12 protein-coding genes are annotated in these 12,110 nt (G+C 42.8%); 1 reads left to right on the top strand and 11 read right to left on the bottom strand.

Features of this window, described 5'->3' with window-relative positions:
• Positions 1-27: 27 nt before the first annotated feature.
• The 4 genes from nadD to leuS all read right to left on the bottom strand — a co-directional run bounded on the left by nadD (position 28) and on the right by leuS (position 4,938).
• Positions 28-663, bottom strand: a complete 636-nt coding sequence (gene nadD / locus H5114_RS05935; RefSeq protein WP_182722447.1) for a nicotinate-nucleotide adenylyltransferase — start codon at positions 661-663, stop codon at positions 28-30.
• A 21-nt stretch (positions 664-684) separates the two neighbouring features.
• Positions 685-1,719, bottom strand: a complete 1,035-nt coding sequence (holA, locus tag H5114_RS05940; protein ID WP_182722448.1) for a DNA polymerase III subunit delta — start codon at positions 1,717-1,719, stop codon at positions 685-687.
• On the bottom strand, positions 1,719-2,213 hold the full coding sequence (lptE, locus tag H5114_RS05945; RefSeq protein WP_124017809.1) for an LPS assembly lipoprotein LptE: 495 nt from the start codon (positions 2,211-2,213) through the stop codon (positions 1,719-1,721). Before lptE ends, holA begins: the two co-directional genes overlap by 1 nt.
• 133 nt (positions 2,214-2,346) lie before the next feature.
• Positions 2,347-4,938 (bottom strand): leucine--tRNA ligase, encoded by a 2,592-nt coding sequence (gene leuS, locus H5114_RS05950; RefSeq protein WP_182722449.1) that lies wholly within the window; start codon positions 4,936-4,938, stop codon positions 2,347-2,349.
• Between the two features lie 120 nt (positions 4,939-5,058).
• On the opposite strand from leuS, the gene H5114_RS05955 reads away from it, so the two are divergent.
• Positions 5,059-5,559, top strand: a complete 501-nt coding sequence (locus H5114_RS05955; protein WP_124017811.1) for a zinc ribbon-containing protein — start codon at positions 5,059-5,061, stop codon at positions 5,557-5,559.
• Positions 5,560-5,574: 15 nt separating this feature from the next.
• Here the strand turns inward: H5114_RS05955 and H5114_RS05960 are convergent, their stop codons facing one another.
• The 7 genes from H5114_RS05960 to miaB all read right to left on the bottom strand — a co-directional run bounded on the left by H5114_RS05960 (position 5,575) and on the right by miaB (position 12,100).
• Positions 5,575-5,865: a DUF6482 family protein gene (locus H5114_RS05960; protein WP_165870160.1), complete on the bottom strand. Its 291-nt coding sequence runs from the start codon at positions 5,863-5,865 to the stop codon at positions 5,575-5,577.
• A gap of 96 nt (positions 5,866-5,961) precedes the next feature.
• Entirely contained in the window at positions 5,962-6,474 is a 513-nt protein-coding gene (locus tag H5114_RS05965) for a type II secretion system protein (RefSeq protein ID WP_182722450.1), read from the bottom strand.
• 11 nt (positions 6,475-6,485) lie between these two features.
• Positions 6,486-8,048: an apolipoprotein N-acyltransferase gene (gene lnt, locus H5114_RS05970; protein ID WP_182722451.1), complete on the bottom strand. Its 1,563-nt coding sequence runs from the start codon at positions 8,046-8,048 to the stop codon at positions 6,486-6,488.
• A 3-nt stretch (positions 8,049-8,051) separates the two neighbouring features.
• Positions 8,052-8,930, bottom strand: a complete 879-nt coding sequence (gene corC, locus H5114_RS05975; protein WP_124017814.1) for a CNNM family magnesium/cobalt transport protein CorC — start codon at positions 8,928-8,930, stop codon at positions 8,052-8,054.
• Between the two features lie 45 nt (positions 8,931-8,975).
• Positions 8,976-9,446 carry an rRNA maturation RNase YbeY gene (gene ybeY / locus H5114_RS05980; protein WP_182722452.1) on the bottom strand — a complete coding sequence of 157 codons (471 nt, stop codon included), beginning with the start codon at positions 9,444-9,446 and terminating at the stop codon, positions 8,976-8,978.
• Complete coding sequence (locus H5114_RS05985; protein WP_182722453.1) at positions 9,443-10,507, bottom strand: PhoH family protein; 1,065 nt, start codon at positions 10,505-10,507, stop codon at positions 9,443-9,445. Before H5114_RS05985 ends, ybeY begins: the two co-directional genes overlap by 4 nt.
• A 168-nt stretch (positions 10,508-10,675) precedes the next feature.
• The gene (gene miaB / locus H5114_RS05990) at positions 10,676-12,100 is read right to left on the bottom strand and encodes a tRNA (N6-isopentenyl adenosine(37)-C2)-methylthiotransferase MiaB (RefSeq protein WP_124017817.1); all 1,425 of its coding nucleotides are present in this window, start codon (positions 12,098-12,100) and stop codon (positions 10,676-10,678) included.
• Between the last annotated feature and the right edge of the window lie 10 nt (positions 12,101-12,110).

The following is a 12,110-nucleotide window of genomic DNA, read 5'->3' on the forward strand; positions in this document are numbered from 1 at the left end:
AGCTCATCGCTGTAGGGCTTAGCGGTGCTAAATATAGAGCTGATGTTGGCGGATATAATCGATTGTCGTTTGCGGTAACACTGTGCTGATATCAATATTTTGAGCTAATCGCTGACGAACTTCAGTTGAGGATATATCGACTAACTGGCTGTTGATGCAAAATATTCTTCCATGTTTGCTATGGGAATTTGATGTGAGGTAGTTGGTATTGGCTTGTCTAAATAATAACTCTTTGGTCATTTCACTGTGGGTATCAATTGTCCACCCGGGGCGTTGACAGAGTGCGATATGGCATAGATTAAACAAGGATTGCCATTGGTACCATAATGGCAGTTGAACAAATGAGTCCATTCCCATAATGAAAAAGAATTCTTCATCAGGATACAGTTCAGTGAGCAATGATAGCGTAGTGACACTGTAAGAGGGCGTGTCACGCTTAATTTCAATATCACATAGTTCAAATTCTGGATACTGCAGACAAACTAATTTCACCATTTCAAGTCGATGATGGCTGCTAACCACTGTGGTCTTTTTGTGTGGTGGGATGTGATTGGGCATTAACCAAATCTGATCTAAATTAAGTTGCTGTTTTACTTCTAGTGCAGGATTGATATGCCCTAGATGGATGGGGTCGAATGTGCCCCCCAATATACCAATACGCATTCGCAGTCCTTAGTTTTGGTCTCAGTCAGTGAGTTCAATATGGGCTAAACGCTTATGTGCCCGTGGGTCGAATAAAATGCATAAATGGCTTAGACCGATCCAATCTTCATGGCCTTTTTGTTTGAGATTTAGTTCTAATTGAGAGGCAAACGCGAGCATGTGCTCAATGTGATCCAAATCTAATCGCGTTATTGCAGCTTGATAAAGTGGTTTACGTTTATCCCAAATGCGGTGTTGGCCCCATAACTTACTCAGTTGCTCACCATTATGCAGCGCCAGCTTTAACGTGAGTAGTAGGTTAATCTCTTTAAATAAAGCCCACATTAAAATAGGCATAGCTGTGCCTTCTGCCTGCAACTGTGCCAACATGTGTTGCGCATGTTTTTGGTGATTGCCTAATATGGCATCACAGAGTTGAAACACACTAAAACGAGATTGATCTTCAAAATATTCACTCAGTTGCTCTGGAGTAATATTTTGCTTAGGGCTGAGCAGTTGTAACAATTGCATTGCTTGCTCACCAGCCAGTAAATTACCTTCAAATAAAGTAAACAACATCGCTTTAGCATCATGGTGGACAGTCAGCTGATAATGAGTAATACGGCTGTCTAACCAGCGTTCAAACTGTTTACCTTCAGGGGTGGCGCAAGGTAAATAGATGCCTTTGGCATCGAGTGATTTAAACCATTTACTATTGGTTTGTTCAGCACTGGCTTTAGGGCCTTGAACAATCAGGAGCATATCTGGATTAGGATGTTGTAACAGCGTCTGAAATGCCGCAGCGCCCTCAATACCGGGTTTACCCTGTGGCAGGGTTAATTCAACAATCCGTCGGCTAGCAAATAAACTCATTGCTTGCCATTCTTGGACTAGATCGCCCCAATTAAAGCCGGTTTCTTGACTGAGTTGAACGCGTTCTTCAAAGCCCTGTTTTTTAGCCGCACTCAGAATGTGCTGTTTACTGTTTTCGATTAACCATGGGTCATCGCCAAACAGTAAAAAGCATTGTGGTAGGGGCGAGAGGTGTTGCTTGAGTTGATCCGGATAAACCCGCATTACTCAGCTCCGATTGACGCCAAAGTCTGAATGATATAATCGGCTGCTTGTACTCGCATTTCTTTAACTAATAACTCCATTTCCCGACTTTTTGCTAATGCAGTTCGTGGGTCGTCTTGATAGTCACGGCGGATTTCAGTATCAAAGTCTTGTGGATCTTGTCCCGGTAAGGTGACTGAATAATGCACTAAATAGATCAGCTCATATTCGGCGACATTCCCAGTGGGATAAAGTGATAATGTGGCGCGTTCGAGTGAGTCATTGATTAATCGAAGTGTAGGTGTTTCTTGTGCAGCATCGACAAGGCTGATGCGGTTGATGCGCAACCTATCACGCACTAAGCGAGTTAACTCACTGTATTCATCGCTACTGGTTAAATGTAATTCAGCTAATTCAGCAGGGATGGAATAACTGCGTTGGAGTTTGAAGCCGCATCCTGCACTGGTCAGTAACACCAATGTCATTATGGCTAAACAGATTTTTTTGGCTAGCATAGTGAAGGTAGGCATCCTTGTTATTACATGGTTAAAATAAATAACTTACCGCGGTTTCATCCGCGGTAAGTTATAACACTGCAGTCTTATCACTATAATCAGATTGAGATTACTTTATCTCAATGAGATCAGTTTAGTTAGCGACAATACTGAGTAGTTTACCTGGCACGTAGATCACTTTACGAACGGTTAATCCTTCAGTGTGCTTTTGGACATATTCATCATTCATGCCTAAGGCTTCAACATCTTCTTTTGATGCATCGGCGGCTACAGTGATTTTTGCACGCACTTTACCGTTAACTTGCACCACAATCAGTTTACTGTCTTCAACTAATGCAGACTCATCCACTTCTGGCCAGCGGCTGTCTTCAATGTTGCCTTGGTGACCTAATTCGTTCCATAAGGTAAAGGTGATGTGAGGCACGATAGGGTAAAGCAAACGAGTAACAGCAGACAAGGCTTCAGCGAGCAAGGCGCGGTCTTGAGCTGTTTCTTGTGATGCTTTCAGTAAATGGTTCATCAGTTCCATTACAGAGGCCACTGCAGTGTTAAACATTTGACGACGGGCAATGTCATCACTGACTTTAGCAATCGTCTTATGTAATTCACGGCGTAACGCTTTTTGATCAGCATTTAATTTGCTGGTATCTAACGCTTCTGTTTTACCCGCTGCAACATGATCGTTGGCTAATTTCCAGAAACGTTTAATGAAGCGATGTGCTCCTTCAACGCCAGACTCTTGCCATTCGAGGGTTAATTCAGGTGGCGAGGCAAACATCATGAATAAACGGACTGTGTCAGCGCCGTATTTTTCGACCATCACTTGCGGGTCAATACCGTTGTTCTTCGACTTAGACATTTTGCTCATGCCGGTGTAAACCAGTTCATGACCTTGATTATCTACCGCCTTAAGAATACGGCCTTTGTCGTCTTTTTCTTCTACAGTCACTTCCAAAGGAGATACCCAAACACGGGCACCTTTTTCGTTGATGTAGTAGTAAGCATCGGCTAATACCATGCCTTGAGTCAGTAGTTGCTTTGCCGGTTCATCGCTGTTGACTAAGCCTGCATCACGCAACAACTTATGGAAGAAGCGGAAATACAACAAATGCATACAAGCGTGTTCGATACCACCAATGTACTGATCTACTGGTAACCAGTAGTTTGCTTTGGCAGGATCTAACATTTCATCAGCATGCGGGCTACAGTAACGAGCGTAGTACCAAGATGATTCCATAAAGGTATCAAAGGTATCGGTTTCGCGCATTGCTGGCTGACCGTTAACTGTGGTTTCGGCCCAAGCCTTATCGGCTTTAATTGGGCTTTGGATACCGTCCATTACCACGTCTTCTGGCAAAATAACTGGCAGTTGATCTGCAGGCGTTGGCACAACAGTTCCATCAGCTAGGGTAACCATTGGGATTGGTGCGCCCCAATAACGTTGACGAGAAACACCCCAGTCACGTAAACGGTAATTGACTTGGCGTTTACCTTTACCTTCTGCGGTTAATCTAGCATCAATGGCTTCAAAGGCTGCTTGGAAGTCTAAACCGTCAAGTTCAGGGAAAGCATCACCTGAGTTAAATACCACGCCTTTGTCACTATAGGCTTCTTTGCTGATGTCCAATTCGCCTTCAACAGGCTTGATCACCGCTTCGATAGCAAGCTTGTATTTAAGGGCAAATTCATAATCGCGCTGATCATGAGCGGGAACAGACATCACAGCACCAGTGCCGTAATTCATTAATACAAAGTTAGCCACCCAAATAGGCACCAATTTGCCACTAATTGGATGAATCGCTTGTAAGCCAGTAGCCACACCTTTTTTCTCCATTGAAGCCATTGCTGCTTCAGTGGTATCGGCGTTTTTGCACTCTTCTAAAAATTCAGCCAGTTGTGGATTATTTTCAGCAGCTTGTATTGCTAATGGATGACCTGCTGCAATTGCAACATAGGTGACGCCCATTAACGTATCCGGACGAGTGGTATAGATATCAAACGTAGCCTGGCTATCAGCAACGGCAAACGTCATTTCTATGCCTTCGCTACGGCCAATCCAGTTACGTTGCATAGACTTAACCTGTTCAGGCCAGCCATCTAAGGTGTCGATATCGTTAAGTAATTCTTCAGCGTAATCGGTGATTTTAATAAACCACTGCGGAATTTCTTTTTGAATAACTGGAGTATCACAGCGCCAGCAACAACCATCTTGTACCTGCTCATTTGCCAGCACAGTTTCATCATTTGGACACCAGTTAACTGATGAGGTTTTTTTGTACACTAAGCCTTTTTCATACAACTTAGTGAAAAACCATTGTTCCCAACGATAGTATTCAGGGGTACAGGTGGCGATTTCACGACTCCAATCATAACCAAATCCTAATAACTTAAGTTGGTTCTTCATGTAGTCGATGTTTTCATATGTCCAAGGCGCTGGAGAGGTCTTGTTATTGATCGCGGCATTTTCTGCAGGCAGACCAAATGAGTCCCAACCAATCGGTTGCAAAACATTTTTACCTTGTAAACGTTGATATCGTGCTACTACATCGCCTATTGTGTAGTTGCGGACGTGACCCATGTGAAGACGACCTGAAGGATAAGGAAACATTGAAAGACAATAAAACTTCTCTTTGCTTTCATCTTCAGTAACTTCAAATGTTTTATGTTCGTGCCAGTGCTTTTGCACTAAGGCTTCAATTTCTGAGGGATTATATAGCTCTTGCATCAATCTATTTCCGGCAATGCCGCCCATTGTTTGATCTAACGCTCAGCAGCGAGATTTATAACTGCATAGAATAAACCAGAAGTGATCTATTAAAAAGGTGCGTATTAAGGAGTATTACTTATGAGTGGAAAAAGTTCAGCACTATTAGCCTTATATCAGTCACTATTCGAACAGGTGAAAACTACGTTTGACCAAGATAACTCATTGACAGCGAAGAGCTTATTCAAGTCAGTGACCCAGGGTAAAGAGTATTTAAAACTTAAATCTCATTCCGATGAAGAAGAGCTCGCATTAGTAGAAGAATTTTTAAAGCGAGACATAGCAGCTTTCTTAAATGAGGAAAATGCCGATAATTTGAGTTATAGCCCTATGGTTATTGGGATTGAAAATACATTATGGCAGTGGTTGAGCGAGATAACGGATCGAAGCCAAGTGGAGTGGCACGAGTTGTTACAAGATTTTAAACATCATGGGGTTTATAAGTCTGGGGAAATCATTAACCAAGGCAAACTGACCTGTAATAAGTGTGGTCATCAAATGCAAATTGATTTTCCTGGGGTAATCCCCGACTGTCCAAAATGTGATTACAACGAGTTTTCACGGGAGCCGTTAACGCCATAATTGGTAACTTAACGCTTAAAACTCTACTCGGTAATGGCAGTGGCTTGCACTGCTGTTACCGACCATCTCATCATATGCTGTTTGCATTTCTATCATGGCGTAACTGATCCCTTGTTGTTTAAGCAATTCTTCGGCTTGTTTTATTGAGTTGAAACATAATGGCTTGCCGTCTCTATCATGAGCACGTTGAAAATTGCCATCAAGATCTTTAAGACCCAGTAGGTAATGATTTGAGTCTGCGTAGCTAATAATGGTGGGATGTTGAGTTTGTTCAGCAATGGCTAGCTTTATTTCAGATAGTTGCATAATAACCTCCAATAGTGGTTTGTTAAGGTTATTACGTCGCAAACTTGAGGCTAGTTCAATTTTTATACTGCACTCGGTCGCAATGGCGGATTTTGGTTAGCAACCGCTTGATACTATCTGGTATTGGGGACCTGTATTTGCGTCAACGGCTTGGGTGTAAGAGAAGTAGCAATTATCATTGGTTACTTGGCCATTACCATCTTTATCATAGCCGATATAAGTGAAATCAACACCTTGATATTGAACGGTAAAGACGTCATCTATGGTGAGCCATTTTTCGACATCTGTGTTATCTAAATAGCCCCATTTTAATCGTGTTTCAAATAGACCATCATTGTTGATATCAATATCGATCAAGTCATCGCGATTTTGAACGGCTTGCACGTTTAGGCTGGTCATTTTTGATCGAGCATACACTAAACTATTGGCGGTTTTGGCACTGCTCATTATGCCAGATAGGGCCTGTTGTCTCGCTTCTGAACTGAGGCCAATAAATTTAGGCGCAGCAACAACCGCTAAAACACCTAGAATGATGATTACCACAACCAATTCAATTAGGGTAAACCCTTGGGATAAATAATTTTTTTTGAGTTGAATCGATTGTGACATCATATTAGCCATTATTTACGTAAATAGTTTATTACACCCAATAATACTAACAAGCCACACAGTATCAGCAAGGGTAATTGACCTATCTTTCGAAACCAAGTTTGTCCTTGAAACAGTTGAATATTGGTCACAAGTACTCCGGCTTCAAATTGAGGAATCGCATCGGTGATACGTCCGTGTGGGTCAACGACGGCAGTAATGCCATTATTGGTCCCCCGCAATAGTGGTTTACCCATTTCAATGGCGCGCATCTGCGCTATTTCCATGTGCTGTAATGGGCCATTTGACGCACCAAACCAAGCATCGTTTGATACCGTAAGCAGCATATCTGTTTCGTCGGTTACACTCGCCCTTACTTGTTCTGGGAAGGCTATTTCATAACAAATTGCCGGAGCGATATGGTAACCGAGTGCGACTAAATTAGGCTGGGTATAGTCACCTCGTTGAAAAGATGACATTGGTAAATTAAAAAATGGTGCGATAGGGCGTAATAAACTGGCAAACGGGACAAATTCACCAATAGGCAATAAATGATGTTTTTTAAACTGGTTACTGCCATCACCAATGTAGTCAGCGCTTTGTTGGTGCTTTTGATGATAATTACCGAGTACGATTAATGAGTTAAAAAAGTCTTGTTGCTGGTGGCTAATAATGCCAGTAACAATTGCCGTGTTGTTAATGCTGGCTACTTTACTGACATCCATTAGAAAGTCTTCCACCATGGCTTCTGGTGCTGGAATGGCGGCTTCTGGCCAAATAACAATATCGACACTGGACGCATCATCAAATTGCTCGCGGGTCATGTCCATGTACTTCAGCATGGTTGGCCACAATGCATCGGGTTCCCACTTCATACTTTGGGGAATATTGCCCTGTACTAATGCCACTTTAACGGTTTTGCCACTGGTAGAAATAGGGTTGAGTAATGGTGCAGCCCACGCACTCAATGCCAAAATCGGTAATATAACCAACACAGGGAAGATGCGTTTTTGGGTTAATAGTATCAAAGAGCCCGCCACCAATGCGACGATAAAGCTCAGCCCCAAGGCACCAATAAAACTGGCTAATTCACTTAGCGGGCCTAATGTTTGGCTGTAGCCGGCCCAAATCCAAGGAAAACCTGTAAATACCCAGCCGCGTAACCATTCTGTTAGGACCCATAATGCTGGAAATAGACCAAGATAAGTGAAGTAGGGATTTAAAGTGTATTTAGATGTGCGAGATAACTTGCTGAGTAAATATCCAGCTATGGCGGGATAAATCGCCAGATACATTGCCAGGATCGCCATTAACGTTATCGATACAAAAATCGGCATGCCGCCGAAAGTATCAATACTGACATGCACCCAGCTAATGCCAATTGCAAAACAACCAAAACCGAAACTGAGCCAGTAATATAAACTTTGTTTAGCGGTTAATGTCTGGCTCTGCCATAGAGCAAAACTTAATGCTAAAGGAAATATGGCCCAAATTTCATAAGGCGCAAACGATAAGGCCGTACTGGCGCCAGCAATAAATGCCGCCACCAGACGGACAATACTCAAAGAAGAGTATAGAGATTGAGTTTTTAGCACGATTTAGTCGTCGAATTCTTCACTAATATTAGGGTCTGGCAGTTTAACACGAAGTTGCACCAAACGGCGGTTATCGGCGTTAATCACTTTGAACTCAATATTATTAATCACGATGCTTTCATTACGTTCTGGTAAGTGGCCAAATGCATGCGACACCATGCCACCAACGGTATCAAATTCTTCATCGCTGAAGTTGGTGCCACACGCTTCGTTAAAATCTTCAATTTCAGTGAGCGCTTTGACCATAAATACTGTGTTACTGAGCTTTTTAATTTCAGTGTCTTCAACCGAATTGTGATCAAATTCATCTTCAATTTCACCGACAATCTCTTCGAGAATATCTTCAATCGTCACTAAGCCTGATACCCCACCATATTCATCGACAACAATGGCCATGTGGTAGCGTTGCGAACGGAATTCTTTCAGTAGTACGTCGACTCTTTTACTTTCAGGTACCACCACTGCAGGGCGTATAACTTGGGCAAGAGTAAAGTTTTCATCAGATTGTTTGAAGCCGTATTTGATCAAATCTTTAGCCAGTAAAATGCCTTCAATATGATCTTTATCTTCATTAACAACCGGGAAGCGAGAGTGACCTGAATCCATGACAATTTCTAAAAACTCATCGACGGTCGAGTCTATTTGAATGGTAACAATTTGCGCTCTTGGTATCATAATGTCGCGCACACGAAGGTCAGAAACCTCTAATACACCTTTAATCATTTCGCGTGTGTCTTCTGTAATGAGGTCGCGCATTTCGGCACCTGCAATCACATCAACTAAATCTTCGCGATTTTGAGGTTCGCCCTGAAATAGCTGGTTAATTTTATCGAACCAGGTTTTCTTGTGGGCGTTTGTACTCGGGGGGATATCGTCACTCATAATATTTACCTAAACAGGGCTATCTATAAGATATTCCTTGTTTATTTATGCTTCCTTATAGGGGTTTGTAAAACCTAAGCCTTCAACAAGTTGGGTCTCTAATGACTCCATCTCATCGGCTTCTTGGTCGATAATATGGTCATAACCCAGCAAATGCAAGCAGCCGTGTATGACCATGTGTGCCCAGTGTGCATTTAGCGGTTTATTTTGCTCAATGGCTTCCTGTTCCACCACGTGTGCACAGATAACCAGATCACCTAATAATGGTAATTCAACCTCAGGTGGTGCTTCAAACGGGAATGACAACACGTTGGTCGGTTTGTCTTTACCGCGATAGGTTAAATTGAGTAGCTGACTTTCAGCAACTTCAACAATGCGAATCGTTAATTCCACTTCAGGCATTGTCTGCCCCACTGCGGTACGTACCCAAGTTTCAAATTCTGCTTGAGTCGGTAAATTCAGATTGCTCACTGCAATTTGCAGGTCAAGATCGAGTGATATCATGGGCTGACTCATTGAGGGCTGGCTTCTTTTTCAAGTAATTGACGTTTTTGCTCACGTTCACGATAAGCTTGCTCTTTGGCCGCTTTTTCGAGTTGTTCTTGTTGCTCGAACGCTTCATAGGCTTCAACAATTCTTGCTACAACAGGATGGCGAACCACATCTTGGGCGACAAAGAAGTTAAAGCTGATTTCAGATACTTTGCTGAGAACCTCAATGGCATGACGCAAACCAGACTTTTGACTACGAGGTAAATCTATTTGGGTGATATCACCGGTGATCACCGCGCGCGAATTAAATCCAATACGGGTTAAGAACATTTTCATTTGTTCAACCGTAGTGTTTTGCGCTTCATCTAAAATAATAAACGCATCATTAAGAGTGCGGCCGCGCATATAAGCCAGTGGGGCAACTTCAATCACGCCGCGTTCAATTAACTTTTCAACTTTCTCAAAACCCATCATTTCAAACAAAGCATCATAAAGAGGGCGCAGATAAGGATCGACTTTCTGGCTTAAATCGCCGGGTAAAAAACCGAGTTTCTCGCCCGCTTCAACCGCTGGACGCGTTAATAGAATACGGCGCACTTCTTGACGTTCATAGGCATCAACTGCCGCAGCAACTGCAAGGTAGGTTTTACCGGTACCGGCAGGGCCAATACCAAAACTGATATCGTGACGAGTAATGTTATGCATGTACACACTTTGATTGGGTGTACGAGGTTTAATCACGCCACGTTTAGTTTTTATATGAATACTCGTGTCGTCGTTGTCTTGTTGCGCCTCAAGGTTAATCGCTTCTTGAATGGCTAAATGAACCACTTCAGGTTCTAAGTCCGGAGTGCTACCTTTGACGGTTTGAGTTTCAATGTATAACTGACGTAACAAATTATTGGCATTGAGGGCATTACGTGGCAAACCGACAATCGTAAAATGGTTGTCTTTATGGACAATCTCAACGCCTAATCGGCGTTCAAGTTGTTTGATGTTGTCATCAAATGGACCGCATAATGACACGAGGCGGCGAGTATCTGCAGGTTCTAGATACAAATTCATGGTGGTGACTTTAGTGGTCAAATAAGGCTCCAGGTGTCGAATTAGGACAAAAATAATGGCTTGTAAATGCCATACTACAGTAATGACAGTTTACGAGCCTCTGCATTGAATTACCATAATTAGCCTAATTTTAGACAAAATTAAAGGCGGACAAGCCGCCTTTAATATCGTTTAAACAACAAACATTGATTATGGCTTAAAGTGGGTTACACCTAATGCGTCATCTTGCTTGTGTTTAGCCAAAATATCAGCCGGATGTAAACTGCGACGTAAATCCATTTCATCTTCACCGCGGACAAATTCACCGCGCAATGAGTTGGTATAAACATCAACAATTTTCACATCAACAAAACTGCCGATGTGAGTGTGCGCGGCTTCAAAGTTAACCACACGACTGTTTTCAGTACGACCACGAAGCTCCATTGGATTCTTTACTGATGGACCTTCGACTAAAATACGTTGAACCGTGCCTAACATATGACGGCTATAGCGCATTGCTTGTTGAGTAATACGGTCTTGTAAAATGGCTAAACGCTGCTTCTTTTCTTCATCGCTAACATCATCTGGTAAGTCTGCTGCTGGTGTACCAGGGCGTGCGCTGTAGATAAAGCTAAAGCTGTGGTCAAAACCGACATCTTCAATCAGTTTCATGGTGTCGGCAAAATCGTCCTTTGACTCACCAGGGAAACCAATAATAAAGTCTGAACTGATTTGAATATCAGGACGGGCTTTACGCAGACGACGAATAATCGACTTGTATTCAATCGCCATGTGACCGCGTTTCATTTGGGTCAAAATACGATCTGAACCTGATTGCACAGGTAAATGCAGGAAGCTCACCAATTCAGGCGTATCTGCATAGACATCGATAATGTCTTGAGTAAACTCAATCGGGTGGCTGGTGGTAAAACGCAGACGGTCGATACCATCAATTGAGGCCACTAGGCGCAATAATTCCGCAAAGGTACATATCTCATCATCATGAGTGGCACCGCGATAAGCGTTAACATTTTGGCCTAGTAAATTGACTTCACGTACGCCTTGAGCGGCTAATTGAGCCACCTCAAGAATCACGTCATCTAATGGACGGCTGACTTCTTCACCACGGGTGTAAGGCACCACGCAGAAAGAGCAGTATTTACTGCAACCTTCCATAATAGACACGAATGCCGTTGGACCGTCTGCACGAGGTTCTGGCAGGCGATCGAACTTTTCAATCTCAGGGAAACTGATATCAATCACGGCTTTTTCGCCACGTTGAATTTGTTCAATCATCTCAGGTAAGCGATGCAGAGTTTGCGGGCCAAAGATAATATCAACACATTGAGCGCGATCTTTAATGGCTTTACCTTCTTGCGAGGCAACACAACCACCCACCCCAATAATTAAATTAGGATTTTTATCTTTTAAAGATTTCCAACGCCCTAGCTGATGGAACACCTTCTCCTGTGCTTTTTCACGAATAGAGCAAGTATTAAGCAGCAGTACATCTGCTTCGCTTGCGTCATCGGTCAAGGTATATCCTTGATAGTCGTCTAATAAATCAGCCATCTTTGATGAGTCGTACTCATTCATTTGACAGCCCCAGGTTTTAATATGAAGTTTTTTACTCATCAGTGCTCGC

This window comes from Shewanella sp. SR43-8 (assembly GCF_014163775.1).
In the GTDB taxonomy this organism is placed as follows: Bacteria; Pseudomonadota; Gammaproteobacteria; order Enterobacterales; family Shewanellaceae; genus Shewanella; species Shewanella vesiculosa.